This is a genomic window from Leucobacter sp. UCD-THU (genome assembly GCF_000349545.1).
GTDB lineage: Bacteria > Actinomycetota > Actinomycetes > Actinomycetales > Microbacteriaceae > Leucobacter > Leucobacter muris.
Genome location: NZ_KB714605.1, coordinates 49,866 through 65,028 on the forward strand (window position 1 = coordinate 49,866; position 15,163 = coordinate 65,028).

General features: G+C 70.8%; 15 protein-coding genes and 1 tRNA gene. 5 read left to right on the plus strand and 11 right to left on the minus strand.

Annotation, left to right across the window (positions count from 1 at the left end; all coding sequences use genetic code 11):
- Nucleotides 1-352 precede the first annotated feature (352 nt).
- On the minus strand, nucleotides 353-724 hold the full coding sequence (locus tag H490_RS29715) for an FKBP-type peptidyl-prolyl cis-trans isomerase (RefSeq protein WP_031290296.1): 372 nt from the start codon (nucleotides 722-724) through the stop codon (nucleotides 353-355).
- 230 nt (nucleotides 725-954) lie between these two features.
- Here H490_RS29715 and H490_RS29720 point away from each other — a divergent pair, with 230 nt between their 5' ends.
- Nucleotides 955-1,821: a fumarylacetoacetate hydrolase family protein gene (locus H490_RS29720; RefSeq protein ID WP_017885166.1), complete on the plus strand. Its 867-nt coding sequence runs from the start codon at nucleotides 955-957 to the stop codon at nucleotides 1,819-1,821.
- A 202-nt stretch (nucleotides 1,822-2,023) separates the two neighbouring features.
- Here H490_RS29720 and H490_RS29725 read toward each other — a convergent pair whose 3' ends face one another.
- The 9 genes from H490_RS29725 to H490_RS29760 form a co-directional block, all read right to left on the minus strand.
- On the minus strand, nucleotides 2,024-3,559 hold the full coding sequence (locus H490_RS29725) for an aspartate ammonia-lyase (RefSeq protein ID WP_051066256.1): 1,536 nt from the start codon (nucleotides 3,557-3,559) through the stop codon (nucleotides 2,024-2,026).
- 117 nt (nucleotides 3,560-3,676) lie between these two features.
- Nucleotides 3,677-5,203 (minus strand): MFS transporter, encoded by a 1,527-nt coding sequence (locus H490_RS29730; protein WP_069187488.1) that lies wholly within the window; start codon nucleotides 5,201-5,203, stop codon nucleotides 3,677-3,679.
- Nucleotides 5,204-5,399: 196 nt separating this feature from the next.
- Nucleotides 5,400-6,275, minus strand: a complete 876-nt coding sequence (locus H490_RS29735) for a M48 family metallopeptidase (protein WP_017885169.1) — start codon at nucleotides 6,273-6,275, stop codon at nucleotides 5,400-5,402.
- 12 nt (nucleotides 6,276-6,287) lie between these two features.
- Nucleotides 6,288-6,857, minus strand: coding sequence for a LemA family protein (locus H490_RS29740; RefSeq protein WP_031290298.1), 570 nt, complete (start codon nucleotides 6,855-6,857; stop codon nucleotides 6,288-6,290).
- Between the two features lie 124 nt (nucleotides 6,858-6,981).
- Nucleotides 6,982-9,162, minus strand: a complete 2,181-nt coding sequence (locus tag H490_RS29745; RefSeq protein ID WP_017885171.1) for an Ig-like domain-containing protein — start codon at nucleotides 9,160-9,162, stop codon at nucleotides 6,982-6,984.
- A gap of 237 nt (nucleotides 9,163-9,399) precedes the next feature.
- Nucleotides 9,400-10,749: a D-arabinono-1,4-lactone oxidase gene (locus H490_RS29750; RefSeq protein WP_017885172.1), complete on the minus strand. Its 1,350-nt coding sequence runs from the start codon at nucleotides 10,747-10,749 to the stop codon at nucleotides 9,400-9,402.
- Nucleotides 10,746-11,996, minus strand: a complete 1,251-nt coding sequence (locus H490_RS29755; RefSeq protein WP_017885173.1) for an alanine racemase — start codon at nucleotides 11,994-11,996, stop codon at nucleotides 10,746-10,748. The genes H490_RS29750 and H490_RS29755 overlap by 4 nt, the downstream gene beginning before the upstream one ends.
- Before the next feature lie 185 nt (nucleotides 11,997-12,181).
- Complete coding sequence (locus H490_RS32420; RefSeq protein WP_017885174.1) at nucleotides 12,182-12,331, minus strand: hypothetical protein; 150 nt, start codon at nucleotides 12,329-12,331, stop codon at nucleotides 12,182-12,184.
- A gap of 159 nt (nucleotides 12,332-12,490) precedes the next feature.
- Nucleotides 12,491-12,685, minus strand: a complete 195-nt coding sequence (locus tag H490_RS29760; RefSeq protein ID WP_017885175.1) for a hypothetical protein — start codon at nucleotides 12,683-12,685, stop codon at nucleotides 12,491-12,493.
- A gap of 78 nt (nucleotides 12,686-12,763) precedes the next feature.
- On the opposite strand from H490_RS29760, the gene H490_RS29765 reads away from it, so the two are divergent.
- Together H490_RS29765 and H490_RS29770 are read left to right on the plus strand one after the other, a co-directional pair.
- Nucleotides 12,764-12,837: transfer RNA gene (locus H490_RS29765), tRNA-Leu, on the plus strand.
- A 284-nt stretch (nucleotides 12,838-13,121) separates the two neighbouring features.
- Nucleotides 13,122-13,883, plus strand: a complete 762-nt coding sequence (locus tag H490_RS29770; protein WP_017885176.1) for an SDR family NAD(P)-dependent oxidoreductase — start codon at nucleotides 13,122-13,124, stop codon at nucleotides 13,881-13,883.
- A 19-nt stretch (nucleotides 13,884-13,902) separates the two neighbouring features.
- On the opposite strand, the gene H490_RS0116395 is transcribed toward H490_RS29770, so the two are convergent.
- A complete protein-coding gene (locus tag H490_RS0116395; protein WP_017885177.1) occupies nucleotides 13,903-14,166 on the minus strand; it encodes a hypothetical protein in 264 nt (87 codons plus the stop codon).
- Nucleotides 14,167-14,287: 121 nt separating this feature from the next.
- On the opposite strand from H490_RS0116395, the gene H490_RS32425 reads away from it, so the two are divergent.
- Both H490_RS32425 and H490_RS29775 read left to right on the plus strand, forming a co-directional pair.
- Nucleotides 14,288-14,455, plus strand: coding sequence for a hypothetical protein (locus H490_RS32425; protein ID WP_017885178.1), 168 nt, complete (start codon nucleotides 14,288-14,290; stop codon nucleotides 14,453-14,455).
- Between the two features lie 106 nt (nucleotides 14,456-14,561).
- On the plus strand, nucleotides 14,562-15,092 hold the full coding sequence (locus tag H490_RS29775; RefSeq protein WP_017885179.1) for a TspO/MBR family protein: 531 nt from the start codon (nucleotides 14,562-14,564) through the stop codon (nucleotides 15,090-15,092).
- The last annotated feature ends 71 nt before the right edge of the window (nucleotides 15,093-15,163 follow it).

Genomic DNA, 15,163 nt, shown 5'->3' on the forward strand with positions numbered 1-15,163 from the left:
GGGAGGGAGGGAGGGAGGGAGGGAGGTAACAGCGGAGAGAGGTGAGGGCGGCGAACGGCGCGCGACCGCACCCAACAGCACCGATCGACGTTCAAACACCCCATCCGCGCCGATCCGGGTGCATGAGTGTCGATCGGTGCGCGGGGAACGGGGAGGGAGGGAGAGGGAGAGGGAGAGGGAGAGGGAGAGGGAGAGAGGGAAGGCGCCAGCGGAGAGAGGCGAGAGCGACGAAACCGACGTCGGCAGGCGGCAGGCGGCAGGCGGCGAGACGAACGGCGTCGAGACGAGCGGCATAAACGGAAGAGCCCGCCCGGACGGATCCGGGCGGGCTCGAAGACGGGTGGGTGGTCGATCAGCTGACGCCGAGCAGGTCGATGACGAAGATGAGGGTCTTGCCCGAGAGCGGGTGACCGCCCGAGACGCCGTACGCCTGCGCCGGAGGCACGATGAGCTTGCGGCGGCCGCCGACCTTCATGCCGGGGATGCCGACCTGCCAGCCCTGGATGAGGGCGCGCAGCGGGAAGTTGATCGACTCGCCGCGGCTCCACGAGGAGTCGAACTCCTCGCCCGAGTCGTACTCGACGCCGAGGTAGTGCACGTCGACGGTCGAGCTCGCCTGAGCTTCGGCCCCCGAGCCCTCGACGAGATCCACGATCTGCAGCTCGGCGGGGGCGGGGCCCTCGGGGAACTCGATCTCCGGCTTGGTCATGGGTGATTCACTCATTCCTCCATTCTCGCCGATCCCACGGGCCCGCGGCGACGCGTTCGCTCTCGGGGAACCCGATCGCGACCGTGGGCGCCCCGGTCCGAGACACCACGACGGCGCCCGCAGGACGCCGCGAAGCACGCCGCGGCACGGTCGCAGCAGTGCGCTCCCCACAAAGATCGGGGCTCGACACGTGAGAGAACCGCTCGAAACACGGCACCCGAGAGGGTGTCGGCTACGCTGGAGGCGTGAGATTCGCGCACCTGGTCCTCTCCCCCGCCGGCACACCCGAGCTCGTCGTCGTCAGCGACGAACGCTTCGTCCCCGTTCAGCGCCTCGGCGCGACGCACGCGACGCTGCAGCAGCTCATCGAGGCCGGGCCGGACGAGGTGGAGCGCGTACGCGCCGCCGCCGCGGCCCTCGCCGACGACGACTGGGCGCCGCTCTCCGACGCCGTGTTCGCGCCCGCCATCATCGACGCGCCGATCGTGCTGGCCGTCGGCCTCAACTACGACGAGCACGCCAGCGAGCTGAGCCTCGACAACGATTCGGGCCCCGTGCTCTTCTCGCTCTTCCCGAACTCGCTCGGAGCGCATGAGGGCGAGGTGTCGCTGCCCGCGCACATCAGCGAGGAGGTCGACTACGAGGGCGAACTCGGCGTGGTCATCGGCCGTGCCGCCAAGAACGTCTCCCCCGAAGAAGCCCTCGACTACGTCTTCGGCTACACGGTCATCAACGACATCACCGCGCGCAACGTGCAGTTCCAGGAGCCGCAGTGGTCGCGCTGCAAGTCGTTCGACGGCTTCACGCCGATCGGTCCGGTGGTCGTGACCGCCGACCAGATCCCCGACCCGCAGGCGCTGCACATCACCACCGACGTCGACGAGCTGCGAGTGCAGGATTCGACGACGGAGTACATGATCCGCACCGTCGCGCAGCTCATCTCGTCGATCTCGCAGTCGCTGACGCTGCTGCCCGGCACGGTCATCTCGACCGGCTCCCCCGGTGGGGCGGGCCGCTCGCGCAAGCCCCCGCTCTACCTGCGCCCGGGTACCGACGTCACGGTGACGATCGAGGGCATCGGCTCCCTCACGTCGCACTGCGTGCCCGCGTAGAGCAACGCGCCAGCGTTGCTCGCGGGCACGGTGCCGCACACGGCGGCAGCCCACGGAGCGAAGCGCGGGGCGGTGCCCGCGTAGAGCAACGCGGCAGCGTTGCTCGCGGGCACGGTGCCGCACACGGCCACATATACGAGAGGCGGGCGGCGGATCCGAGGATCCACCGCCCGCCTCTCGTCTTGTGCGGGGCGCCCCGAGACTACTCGGCCTCGGGCTCCTCGACCTCGTCGGCGGTGTCGCCGTCCTCGACCTTATCGGGGGCTGCGGAGCGCACCGTCTGAATGACGCCGGTCTCGGGGGCGAGGCCCGCGAGCTTCTGCGGCTGCAGGATGTCGGCGAGCTGCGCCTCGTCGAGCAGGCCGCGGGAGACGACCAGTTCGGAGACCTTCTCGTTGGTCGCGAGCGCCTCCTTCGCGAGCTTCGCGGCCTCGGCGTAACCGATGACGGGGGCGAGCGCGGTGATGACGGTCACCGAGCGCGACACGGTGTCGGCGAGGCGCTCCTCGTTCGCGGTGATGCCGTCGACGCAGTTGACGCGCAGCGTCTGGCAGGCGCGCTCGAGCCAGGTGATCGACTGGAACAGGGAGTGGGCGATGATCGGCTCGAAGGCGTTGAGTTGCAGCTGGCCGGCCTCGACCGCCATCGACACGGTGACGTCGGCGCCCGCGACCGAGTAGGCGACCTGGGAGACCGCCTCGGGGATCACGGGGTTGACCTTGCCGGGCATGATCGACGAGCCGGCCTGGCGGGCCGGCAGGTTGATCTCGCCGAGACCCGCCTGGGGGCCCGAGGAGAGCAGGCGCAGGTCGTTCGAGATCTTCGAGAGTTTGAGCGCGCTGCGCTTGAGCGCGCCCGAGAAGGTGATGAACACGCCGGTGTCGCTGGTCGACTCGACGAGGTCGCCCGCGGTCTCGAGTTCGAGGTCCGTGATCTCGCGCAGGTGCTTGATCACGGTCTCCTTGTACCCCTTGGCAGCGTTGATGCCCGTGCCGATCGCGGTCGCGCCCATGTTGACCTCGCGCAGCAGCGTGACGGCCTCGGTGAGGCGCTCGATGTCCTCGCGCAGGGTGACGGCGAACGCGTTGAACTCCTGGCCGAGGGTCATCGGCACCGCGTCCTGCAGCTGGGTGCGGCCGACCTTGATGATGTGCGAGAACTCGCGGCCCTTCGCGGCGAACGAGTCGGCGAGCAGTGCGAGCTCGTCGAGCAGGCTGGTCAGCGAGAACGCGAGCGCGATCTTGATCGCGGTCGGGTAGGTGTCGTTGGTCGACTGGCTGCGGTTGGTGTGGTCGTTGGGGTTGATGAAGGCGTAGTCGCCCTTCTGGTGCCCGGCCAGTTCGAGCGCGCGGTTGGTGATGACCTCGTTCGCGTTCATGTTGGTCGAGGTGCCGGCACCGCCCTGCACGACGCCGACCACGAACTGGTCGTGCAGCATGCCGGTCTTGATCTCTTCGCAGGCGCGGTCGATGAGGGTGGCGCGCTGCTCGTCGAGGGCGCCGATCTCGAGGTTGGCCCGTGCTGCGGCCTGCTTCACGCACGCGAAGGCGCGGATGAAGTCGGGATACACCGAGATGGGGCGTCGCGCGATGGGGAAGTTCTCGTGAGCGCGAGCCGTGTGCACCCCCCAGTACGCGGAAGCCGGAATCTCGACACTGCCGAGCGAATCCGTTTCGGTGCGGGTTTGTGCTGACAAGAAGTCACTCACCGGTATCAAATCTCCATCGTCAGAGAACATGCGGCCGCGGCCGCGGGGACGACTCATAGCCTACCCGCGAATCGGCGGATTTCCGCGGCCGATCGCATTCGAGCCGCAGGATCTTCGCCCCACGACGCCCCGTCGCGGGCGCGGGCCTCATCGCGGCGGCCGCGGGGGCCGATCGGCGTCGGGTTCGGCGCCCGGATCGCGGCTCGGGCCGGGGCCGCGATCCGGAGCCGGATCGGGCCGCGGGCCCGGGGCGCTATCGTCATCGGGAGCCGGATCGATCATCGGCACGATGCCCGTCGCCGGGCCCGCGGCCGAGGCGTCCTGAGGCGCCGAGTCTCCGGCCCCGATCAGCGGGTCGCCGCGGCGCAGCACCGAGATCGGTGCGGTGAGCGTCTCGGTCTGGCGGCCCGGATCGTCGTCGACGCCGGGCCGGCCCGCGTGCGTCACCCGCAGGTGCAGGCGGCGATCGCGGTGGAAGCGCAGGTCGCGCTCGGTGAACAGCCAGGCGAGGCCTATCCCGAACGCCGCGAAACCGGCGATCGCGCTGATGAACAGCGTGGATCGCGGGCCGAGGGCGTCGGCCGCGGCGCCCACGAGCGGCGCGCCGACCGGCGTTCCGCCCATGAGGATCGCCATGTAGAGCGCGAGCACGCGGCCCCGCACCGCGGGATCCGAGGTGGTCTGCACGAAGCCGTTCGCCGTGGTGAGCATCGTCGAGATCGCGAAGCCGAAGAACACGAGGGTGGCCGCGAAGGTCCAGAAGGTCGGCATGATCGCCGCGACGAGGCTCATCATGCCGATGCCGCCGACGGCGAGGATCACGACCCGCATCCGCGCCGCCGGTCGCCGGGCCGCGAGCAGCGCCCCCGAGAGCGAGCCGATCGCGAGGATCGACGACAGCAGGCCGTAGTCGCCCGCGCCGCGGCCGAACTCGACCGCCATCGTCGACGAGATCACCGGGAAGTTCATGCTGAACGCACCCACGAGGAACACCATCACGAAGATGATGAGCAGATCGTGCCGGGCCCGCACGTAGCGGAACCCCGCCGAGAGCTGCCGCCACTGGGACTCGCGCGGGCCCCGCCCCTCGCGCTCCGGCCGGGAGTCGATGAGCAGCAGCGCGCCCAGCACCGTCACGAACGATGCCGAGTTGATGAGGAAGACCCACCCCGACCCCACGGCGGCGATCAGCACGCCGGCCACCGCGGGCCCCACGAGGCGGGCCGAGTTGAACGACGCCGAGTTGAGGGCGACCGCGTTCGACAGCTGCGCCGACCCGACGAGGTCGGACACGAAGGCCTGCCGCGAGGTCGTGTCGAACGCGTTGACGATGCCGAGCGCGAGCGCGAAGCCGTAGAGGTGCCAGAGCTGCGCGGCTCCCGTGATGAGCAGCAGCCCGAGCCCCGCGGCGAGCAGCATGAGCAGCGACTGCGTGACGAGCAGCACCCGCCGTCGGTCGAAGCGATCCGCGACCGCGCCGCTGAACGGCACGAGCAGCAGCTGCGGCCCGAACTGCAGCGCCATCGTCGCGCCCACCGCCGCCGCGTTGTTGTCGGTGAGCTCGGTCAGCACCACCCAGTTCTGGGTGGTCGCCTGCATCCAGGCGCCGATGTTCGACACGAGCGCCCCCATGAACCAGATGCGGTAATTGCGCACCGACAGGGAGCGGAACATGTTCGACACGGTTGGGGGGACCTCCTCGGCTCGGTTCACTACCCTACGCCCCTCGCCGCATGCCGCGGCAAGGACTTGACTCGGCACCGCCGACGCCCACCGCCGCGTCCGCGGCACAGCCGACCGAGGTCACGCATGCGATAGCCTCACCTGCTCGCGAACGACCTCACGCGTGACCTCGGCGACGACCGCTCCGCTAGAACTTGCCGCCCATGTCGAGGAGTCGCCGGATGCGATCCGGGATCGGCGGGTGAGTGGCGAAGAGGCGGTTCATGATGCCGGGTTTCAGCGGATCCGCGATCCAGAGGTGCGCCATGCTCGACTGCTGCCGCTGCATCGGTCGACCGTACTCGGAGAGCTTGTGCAGGGCGCTCGCGAGGGCCTCGGGGTGCCGGGTGGTGAGGGCGCCGGTGGCGTCGGCGAGGTATTCGCGCTGGCGGGAGACGGCGAGCTGCACGACCGACGCGATGAGCGGCGCCACGAGCATCGCGACGAGCCCGAAGACGAGCATGACGGGGTTGCCGTTGTTGCTGTTGCCGCGCGAGAAGAACGCCATGCGCATGAACATGTCGGCGAGCATACCGATCGCCACGACGAGCCCGTAGACGATCATCGAGACGCGGATGTCGTAGTTGCGCACGTGGCCGAGCTCGTGCGCCATGACGCCCTCGAGCTCGGAGTCGGTCATGATGTCGAGCAGACCGGTGGTGGCGGCGACCATCGCGTTCTCGGGGTTGCGCCCGGTGGCGAAGGCGTTGGGGGCGGGGTCGTTCACGATGTAGACCTCGGGCATCGGGGTGCCCGTGGTGATCGAGAGGTTCTCGACGATCCGGTAGAGCCGCGGGTTATCGGTCTCGGTGATGCGCTGCGCGCCACTCATCATGATGGCCTGCCGGCCGGCCGCGAAGTATTGGAAGAGCGCGTAGCCGGCTGCGAACACGACGACGGCGATCACGATGCCCGGCGAGTTGTAGATGTAGGCCGCCAACCAGCCGAGCGCGCCGATGATGACGATGAACAGCAGGATGATGAGGACGCTGTTGATCTTGTTGCGGCGAATCGCGCTGTACACGGACCGCCCCGGTCAGAACTGGATGCGCGGCGGCTCGGAGATCGAGGCGACGTCGTCGACCTCGAAGAACTCGCGCTCGGTGAAGCCCATGCCGCGCGCGAAGAGCGTGTTGGGGAACACCTGGATCTTGGTGTTGTACTCGCGCACGCCGCCGTTGTAGAAGCGGCGGGAGGCCTGGATCTTGTTCTCGGTGTCGACGAGCTCGCCCTGCAGCTGCAGGAAGTTCTGGCTGGCCTGCAGCTGCGGGTACGCCTCGGCGACCGCGAAGATGCTCTTCAGCGCCTGCTGCATGTGGTTCTCGGCGACGGACGCCTCGGCCGGGCCCTGGGCCGAGATGGTCTCGGCGCGGGCCTTGGTGACGTCTTCGAAGACCCCCTTCTCGTGGGCGGCATACCCCTTCACCGTCTCGACGAGCGAGGGGATCAGGTCGGCGCGGCGCTTCAGCTGCACCGTGATGTCGCTCCATGCTTCGTCGACGCGCACGCGTAGCGTGACGAGGGAGTTGTACGTGATCCAGACGTAGCCGATCAGCAGTACGAGCACGCCGGCCGCGATGAGCAGGGCAATCAATCCACCAGACATGTGTGCATCCTATCCAAGAAGGCCATGAAAGCGCTGAGGATACGGGCCGGCTCGAGGCCGCGGCGGTGATGGCCGCCGCGCGGGTACGAAGACCCGCGCGGCGGCCATCTCGCGAGACGAGGCGCTACGCGGTTCGGCGGCGGCTCAGCACGAGGGCGCCCGCTCCGGTGAGCAGCAGCGCCGCTCCCCCGACGAGCGCCGCGGCGCCGCCGGATCCGGTGCGCGCCAGCACCTCCGCCGCGCGTGCGGCGGGGGTCGTCGCCGTCGCCGGGGTGACGTCGACGGTCAGGGTCCCCCTGGTGCGCAGGCCCCGATCGTCGGCGATCGAGAACGGCGCCTCGACGGGGCCGATGAAGCCGTCGACCGCGGTGAAGGTGACGAGCCCGGTCGCGGGGTCGACCGCGAAAGTGCCCTTGCCCGGGACTGCGAGGGTGTCGACGAGCGCGCCGCCCGCGCCGACGAGCTTCACCGAGCGCCGGTCGACGGCGCCGCCGTCTCGCGCGACGACCGAGCCGGCCGGATCGAGGATGATCGACCGCGTGGCCTGCGTCGTGCCCGTCGCATTCGACGAGGTCTCATCGAAGACGGGGGCGCGCGCCACGGTGACCCCGATCGTTCCCTCGGCGACCTCACCGCGAAGGTCTGCGACCGAGTACTTCACCGCGGGAGCGGGGCCGCCGGGGAAACCCGCCGCAGAACGGAACATCACAGTACCGGGTCGCGCAGGGTCGAGCGTGTAGGTGCCGGCCGGCGTGACGAGCTCCGTCACGGGCAGCCCCTGCGCGTCGATGAGGCGCAGGGTCGTCAAATCGGGGCCGACGCCCCCGCTCCGCACGAAGTCGCCGGTGAGATCGATCGGCACGAGCTGGCCGGGCACCACCGTTTCGTCGACCGGCGTGGTGCTGGGCGTGCCCGAGACGTTCGCGGTGAGAGTCCCCTGCCCGCGCAGACCGCGGCTGTCGGCGATCGTGTAGGCGATGCTCGAGTCGCCGACGAAGCCGGCCTCGGGCACGAAGGCCACCTGCCCGGTGGCGGGATCGAGCGTGTAGGTGCCCTCGCCCGCGATGGTCACGACACCGCTCGGGCTCGGGGTGTCGCTGGCGGGGTCGATGAGCTGCACCGAGGCCGCATCGACCGCGACTCCCGCATCGGGCGAGATCGTGCCGGCGGCCGGGTCGAATGTCGCCGGGGCGCCGGGGCTCGCGGGGCGCACGAGGGCGGGCGGCACCGGTAGGCTAGCCGCCGTCAACTCGATCTCGGCGCGGCTCCTCACCGAGACCCCGCGCGCGTCCTTCACCGTGTAGGCGACGCTCGATTTCTGGCCCTGCTCGAAGCCGGCCGCCGCGGTGAAGCGCACCACGCCGTCGGCGTCGGCGGTGTAGACGCCCTCGCCCGGGATCGTCACGGTGCCGGTGGGGCTCGGCTCGCCGGTCTCGGGGTCGATGAGCTGCAGCGTGGTCCAGTCGGGTGTGCTGCCGTCGGTGCTCACGGAGTCGGTCAGGCTGATGTCGGCGGGCACGCCGGGCAGCACGATCTGCGTCACGTCCTCGGCCGTCGGGGCGCAGTTGAGGTCGTAGACGAGCGAGAAGTCGTGCGTTCTCCACCCCTTCGATCCGTTGTGGTTCAGCTCGATCGCGACCGCGAGGTCGATCTTGCCCGCCTGCACATCCGCAACGGGCACGGTGCCGGTGAGCGCGAGCGGCACCGTGCCTCCCACCGGGTAGTTGGTACCGCTCGCACCGAAGCCCTGCTCGGCGAGCGCGGTCTCCTCCGGAGTGCCGCGGCCGCTCACGAGCGCGGAGGCGCCGATCGTCCACACCCCGGGAGTGGGGCCGAGGTTCGTGAGCCGCGCCGACGCGTCGATCGTCACCGTCTCGGCGCCGCAGAGGTCGCCCTGAATGGGGTTGACCGTGCCGAGGATCTGGGGGGCGAAGTCGGTCGCGTGGGCGACCCCGGACCAGCCCCACACGTTGCCCACCGGGGTGTTCCAGTCGTCGCCGTCCCAGAAGCTCTGCGGGGCGCCCAGGTCGATGGGGGCGCCGGAGCCGTCTTGCATCGTGTCGTACATGGGCGGGCCCTGGCCGAAGCCGTCGCGAGCCGCGGAGGAGTTGCCGCGGATCTTCTTCCAGCCCTCGTTCTGCCGGTGCGTGACCGTGAGCTCGCCCGTGCCGACGTTGTCGTTCGTCGCCGCCTGCGCCGCCGCGCCCACGGCGACGACGCTGCCGCCTGCCAGGAGCGCCCCGGCGAGTGCGCCCGCGCCCGCCCGGCGCAGCCTCTCGCCGAGGGCTGATGTCTTCTGCTGCATATGGAGTCGCTCGCCTTTCAGGAATACCTCGATGGGGAGACCGCGTCAGTCTGAAACGACGCATGCCGATTCGAAACTGTCGCAGCGCTCGCGCCGCGCACCCCTCCCCTCGCATACCCTGTCCACGCTATTTCGGCGGCCGACGGCCTCCCAGCCGGCAGGCAGGATTCACCCGTTAAATCACCCTCCTCGAGTGGGCGTAGGGGGGGCCCTTCGGCGCTGCGGGAGAGGGCGACGCTACTCACCCAGCACACGCGTGAGGTAGGGGTTCCCGAAGAGGCGATCCGGATCGAGACGATCCCGCACCGCCGCGAACTCGTCGAACGCCGGGTAGCGGTCGCGCAGGGTGCCCGCCGTCTGGGTGTGCATCTTGCCCCAGTGGGGCCGACCTCCGTGCGAGGCCAGGATCGCCTCGGCATCGCGGAAGTAGCCGCGGTCCCGATCCCGCCAGTAGCGGTGCACGGCGATATACCCCGTCTGCCGGCCGCTCGCCGTCGAGAGCAGCAGCCCGTCGGCGGCGGCCGAGCGCACCTCGACCGGGAACGACACCCGGTACCGGCGGCGCTCGATCATCGCCCGCAGCTCGCGCATCGCCTCGGGCACGGCATCGAGCGGCAGGCCGTACTCCATCTCGTGGAAGCGCACCCGCCGGTGCGTGATGTAGACGCGGTGCGACTCGTCGGTGTAACTGCGCCGGCTCGAGAGCGTCTCGATGAGCCGGTTGACGCGCGGGATCGCCGCGGGAGCCACGCTGCCGAACGCGGTGCAGGCGCCGAACGCGAGGTTGTTCGCGAACTCCTCGTCGGCGAAGCGGGCGGCCGGCGTCAGCGGGTCTCGCTCGGCGTCGAGCGGAAGTCTCGTGTTCGTCTTGGTGCGGGCGCTGCGGGTGTGAGGAAACCAGAAGAACTCGAAGTGATCCGCCTCGCGCGTGCGCTCCACGAAGCCGTCGAGCACCTCGTCGAGCCCGGCCGGAGCCTCCTCGGCCCGCAGCAGATAGCGCGGCACGCACTGCAGCGTCACCGTCACCAGCACCCCGAGGGCCCCGAGGCCGAGCGCCACGGCGGGCAGCAGCTCGGGGTGGTGATCCTCGTCGATCACGAGGGTGTCGCCCGCGCCCGTCACGAGGGTCGCCCCGATCACGCCCGTCGCGAGACCGCCGAGTCGCACGCCCGTGCCGTGGGTGCCGGTCTGCGTGGCGCCCGTGATGGTCTGCCGATCGATGTCGCCCATATTGGCGAGGGCGAGGCCGAGCGGTGCCAGGATGGCGGGCAGCTCCCAGAGGTGCGTGCCGCCCCAGAGCGTGACCCGGCCGCGCGCCGGGTCGGCCGAGACGAGACCGCGCATGCGGCTCATGTCGATGCGGATGCCGTCGGTCGCGGCGACACCGGTGAAGCTGTGCGACGCGCCGACCGGCTTGACCGTGCGGGCCGTGTCGCGGGCGCGCTGCACCGCGAGCTCGATCTGCTCGGTGCGTCGAGGCACGATCTCGAGCTCGGGCCGCGAGTGCTCGGTGCGCGCCCAGTTGCTCCACCGCGTGTTCCAGCGGGCGTGCGGGCCCGCCGCCCGCCGATCCCGCGCGCTGCTCACAGGAAGCACCGCCCCTCTCCTCGATAGCTCGGGATCGGCGCGAGCGCCGTGCCGTCTGCGCGCACCGGCACCACCTCGGCCGTGTGCTCGAGCGGCTCGCCGGCCTTCGCGTGGCGCAGCCACACGCGGTCCCCCGCTCCCAGCCCGCGTGCCGCCGACCCGCGCACGGGCGTCTGCACCTCGCCCGCGCCCTCGCGCGGTTCGAACGCGAGGCCGGGCGGCCAGACCGGTACCGGCAGTCGGTCGGGCGCAGCGGGGCCCGATGCGATCCACCCGCCGCCCAGCAGCACCGCCCGGTCGGGAGTCGGCTTGCGCACCACGTCGAGGGCGAAGGCCATCGCGGGCGCAGGCGAGAACGAGGTGTAGTGGTCGAAGAGGTGAGGGCCGTACAGCCCGCTGCCCGCCGCCACCTCGGTGACCGCGGGCTCCGAGACGGTGCGCTCGATCGAGCCGGTGCCGCCGCCGTTCACGAACTCGAGCCGGGCCGTCTCGCTCACCGCGGCCACCGCCGCAGCACGGCGCTCGGCCAGCTCGGCGGCGCTCGCCCGCTGCACCGCCCGCAGCAGCGCGCCCTCGGCCCGGCCCGCAGCACGATCGGCGACGCCCGCGATCGGCGCCTCGTACGCCATCAGGCCCACGAGCTCGAAGCCGTCGCGCCGAACGACGGTCTCGGCGAGCGCGCGCAGTTGTTCGGGGGTGCGGATCGGCGAGCGGCGCACGCCGAGGTGCCCGAGCGCCCGCGTGCGCCACGAGGCGTCGAGGTCGAGGCACACGCGGATCCTCACGCGCTCCCCCGGCCGGATCGCCGCGTCGATCAGGTCGAGCTGATCCTCGCTGTCGATCATCACCGCGATGCGGTCCGCAGCCCGCTCGCTGCGGCCGAGGGCCGCCAGCGCGGTACGATCCGCCGTCGGATACCCCACCACCACGTCGTCGATCCGCTCGGCGAGCCACAGGGCCTCCGCCAGCGTGAATGCGAGCACGCCCCGGTACCCCGGCAGCGCGAGCACGGCGTCGAGCACGGCGCGGCATCGCACCGACTTGCTGGCGACGCGGATCGGCAACCCGCCGGCCCGCCGCAGCAGATCGTGCGCGTTGCGACTGAGCGCCTCGACGCTCAGCGCCACGACGGGGGCCGGGTGATCCCGCGTCGCCTCGTCGAACGAAGCCCAGAAGCGATCCGGCCGATCCCAGGGACGCTCGACCGCGGTCGCCAGCACTTCCGCGGCAGCGAGATCGAGTGTCATATTCGCAGTGTACGACGTCTCGGGCGGGGGCGGGAAGGATGTAGAGAGCGCGTTCTCGGCGGGTCTCACGACCGGGGCGACGAGAGACGCGGTCTCAGCCCCGGTATGCGGGAGGGCGCGGTCGCAGCCGCGGGTGGGCGGGCGGTCTCAGCCACCGGCCGCAGCCTGCGGGCCGGCGCGGGGGCTCATCCGTCGCGCAGATCCCGCTCCAGCTCGGTCTGCCAGGCGGCCCGCTCGCGCGCCCGACGCCGCGCCCAGACGCGCAACTGCAGGGAGAGCGCCAGCACGACGGCGACGACGATCACGCTCACGAGCAGCACCTTGGCGAAGACCATCACCCCAGCCTACGCGCCGCGACGGCGTCCGCCCTCCGCTCCCCTCCCCGCGGGAACAGGAAACGCGGGGTGTCGAATCGCTGCCTCCGCTGAGGTGAAGCAGCGACCCGACACTCCGCGTCTCGGCGGCGGGCGTCCTGGGACTCGAAGGGGAGGCGGTCACTCCAGGTTGGCGACGGGGACGTCGCCGCTGGTGTCGCGGTCGTCTCCGTAGCCGTCATCGGTGCCGGAGCCGGTGCCCGACTCATCGGCCTCATCGTGATTCTCCGCGCGCTTGCGCTGCGCCTCTTCGCGCTGGCGAGCCTGCTTCACGGCGTCCTTCGTCTCGTCCGCCGCGTCATCGATCATCGACATGGTGCATCTCCTTCGTCTGCTCGTGGTCGTTCCGCCCCCACCGCCGCCGATCGGCGCGCGTGGGAAGATGGTGAGGTTGCCCCCATAGCCCAACCGGCAGAGGCAGCCGACTTAAAATCGGCACAGTCTGGGTTCGAATCCCAGTGGGGGCACCGACTCTTCGCCGTCTCCCTTTCCCTGCTTGGGAAGGGCTCTTCCCACCGTAGGCGACCCGGCGAGCGAGATCGCGGGCTTGACAGCACCGCAACAGCGCGGCACACTCCGCGTGGTCGTGGGCTGAGGCGCGCCCACGCGGCGCTGAACGCGGAAGCGAGTTGCCTGCCGAGGAGTCGCACCCGAGGTGCGCGAACTGCTCGCCACCCCAGCGCGGCCGGCCTCGGATCCGGCAGAGTAGAACGTATCGATGACCGCGTGCGCGCGGAGGAAGGACACGCACATGCAGCTGCAGGGAATGCTCGCGCTCATCACGGGAGGAGGCCACGGCATCGGCCGAGGCATCCTCGATCGCTTCCTCGAGGAAGGAGCGACGGTCGTCGTCGCCCAACGGCGCCCGCTCCCGGCCGACCTCGAACGGCACCCGGCCGTGCAGTCGCTGCAGGCCGATCTCACCGATGCGGCGGCGATCCCCCGCATCGTCGACGAGGCGGCGGAGCGGCTCGGCGGGCTCGACGTGCTCGTCAACAACGCGGGCATGATGTTCGAGCGATCGCCGCACGAGCTCACGGTCGCCGAGTGGGACCGGATGATGGCGTTGAACCTCCGCGCTCCGATGTTCCTCGCACAGGCCGCGATCCCCCACCTCGCACGACGAGGGGGCGGATCGATCGTCAGCATCGGCTCGATCGAAGGCATCGGAACGAACCCGGGGCACGCGGCGTACAGCGCGTCCAAGGCGGGCCTCCACGGCCTCACCCGCGCGCTCGCGGTAGACCTCGGCGCGGAGGGCATCCGGGTGAACGCGATCGCGCCCGGCTGGATCCGCACCGACCTCGCGCAGGACTACCTCGCCGGGTTCGCCGATCCCGCCGCCGCGGTCGGCGAGATCGAGGCCCTGCACCCGCTCGGGCGGCTCGGGGCGCCGGAGGACATCGGCGACGCCGCGGTCTTCCTCGCGGGCCCGCAGTCGCGGTTCGTCACGGGCCAGACGATGGTCGTCGACGGCGGTCGCACCACGCGCCTGCCGATGCCGCAGCGATGACCTCGGCTCGCAGGCGCCGTCAGGATTCCTCTTCGATCTTGAGACCCACCCCGAGAGCGAAGAACGTGGGCGCCCACTCGCCGATGAACAGACCCCAGCGATCCGACTGCGACTTCTCGTCGCCCTTCCCCCGCGAGAACAGCCAGGTCAGGAACGAGATCCCCACCGAGATCAATCCCAGGCTGTAGGCGTGCGAACTGCGCACGCCCCACTGGCTGAGCGTCTTCATCGGGTTCCACGCGGTCGCCTCCGCGGCCTTCTTGATCTGCTTCCGTGTGCTCATTGCAGCCACCTCTCCGTTCGATGCGATGGCCCCCAGCCTGCTCGACGCGACCGACGAGCGGAACACCCTTGCAGGCGCGCCCGTCGGGTGGTACGGCAACTTTTGAGTCTATAGTCGGGGCATGAACACCAAAGAGGTCGACGGCGTCACCTACACGCTCACCCGTCGCGACGCACCCGGCCCGGACCTCGCGGCATGGTACTGGCTCGGAACCGACGGAGAGGTCCTCGAGCTCGAGGAGCCGGAGCTGCGCGCCCTGCGCGCGAGCGACGTCATCCTCGACGAGTAGCCGGCCCTTCTCCCGCCCGCATCGGCTCTGGCACCCGGGCGCACCCCTAGCCGCGCCCGCCGAGGCTTGCTAGCGTGGCAGACCACGCACGCGAGGAGGTGCCCGCATGAGCGACGGAACGGATGTCAGCCCGCCGGTGGGGCGGCAGATCGCGGTGGGCGTCGCGATGCTCGCCGCGGTCGCGCTGATCGCGTGGGGCGGATCGCAGGCCACCGCGCCGAATACCGACGGCTGGTACGCGAGCGCGCAGAAGGCGCCGTGGGATCCGCCGAACTCGGTCTTCGGGCCCGTCTGGTCGGCGCTGTACCTGCTGATCGCGCTCGCGGGCTGGCTGATCTGGCGCTCCGGCTACCGCGACGGCGGCCCGAACGCCGCGAGCGGTGTGCTGCGGCTCTTCGTCGTGCAGCTCGCGCTGAACGCGATCTGGACACCCGTGTTCTTCGCCGGCTACCCGCTGATCGGCGAGGCCGCCTGGTGGCTGGCGCTCGCGACCATCGTCGCGCTCATGGCGTCCGTGATCTGGCTCGGGATCGCGGCCGCCCCGTGGTCGAGGATCGCGTCGTGGATCATGATCCCGTACCTGCTGTGGCTGATCTTCGCCACCTCGCTCAACGTGGGGATCATCGCGCTCAACTAGCGGGCGATCCGGGACCGCGGAGATAGTAAGCCCCGCCGTTGGGCAGAACGGCGGGGCTTACGGTCTGTGGG

Excerpts from the sequence above, each read along its gene's own strand:
- H490_RS29715 (WP_031290296.1), bottom strand. The coding sequence starts at position 724 with ATGAGTGAATCACCCATGACCAAGCCGGAGATCGAGTTCCCCGAGGGC.
- H490_RS29725 (WP_051066256.1), bottom strand. The coding sequence starts at position 3,559 with ATGTTCTCTGACGATGGAGATTTGATACCGGTGAGTGACTTCTTGTCA.
- H490_RS29730 (WP_069187488.1), bottom strand. The coding sequence starts at position 5,203 with ATGTTCCGCTCCCTGTCGGTGCGCAATTACCGCATCTGGTTCATGGGG.
- H490_RS29740 (WP_031290298.1), bottom strand. The coding sequence starts at position 6,857 with ATGTCTGGTGGATTGATTGCCCTGCTCATCGCGGCCGGCGTGCTCGTA.
- H490_RS29745 (WP_017885171.1), bottom strand. The coding sequence starts at position 9,162 with ATGCAGCAGAAGACATCAGCCCTCGGCGAGAGGCTGCGCCGGGCGGGC.
- H490_RS29755 (WP_017885173.1), bottom strand. The coding sequence starts at position 11,996 with ATGACACTCGATCTCGCTGCCGCGGAAGTGCTGGCGACCGCGGTCGAG.
- H490_RS32420 (WP_017885174.1), bottom strand. The coding sequence starts at position 12,331 with ATGGTCTTCGCCAAGGTGCTGCTCGTGAGCGTGATCGTCGTCGCCGTC.
- H490_RS29760 (WP_017885175.1), bottom strand. The coding sequence starts at position 12,685 with ATGTCGATGATCGATGACGCGGCGGACGAGACGAAGGACGCCGTGAAG.
- H490_RS29770 (WP_017885176.1), top strand. The coding sequence starts at position 13,122 with ATGCAGCTGCAGGGAATGCTCGCGCTCATCACGGGAGGAGGCCACGGC.
- H490_RS0116395 (WP_017885177.1), bottom strand. The coding sequence starts at position 14,166 with ATGAGCACACGGAAGCAGATCAAGAAGGCCGCGGAGGCGACCGCGTGG.
- H490_RS32425 (WP_017885178.1), top strand. The coding sequence starts at position 14,288 with ATGAACACCAAAGAGGTCGACGGCGTCACCTACACGCTCACCCGTCGC.
- H490_RS29775 (WP_017885179.1), top strand. The coding sequence starts at position 14,562 with ATGAGCGACGGAACGGATGTCAGCCCGCCGGTGGGGCGGCAGATCGCG.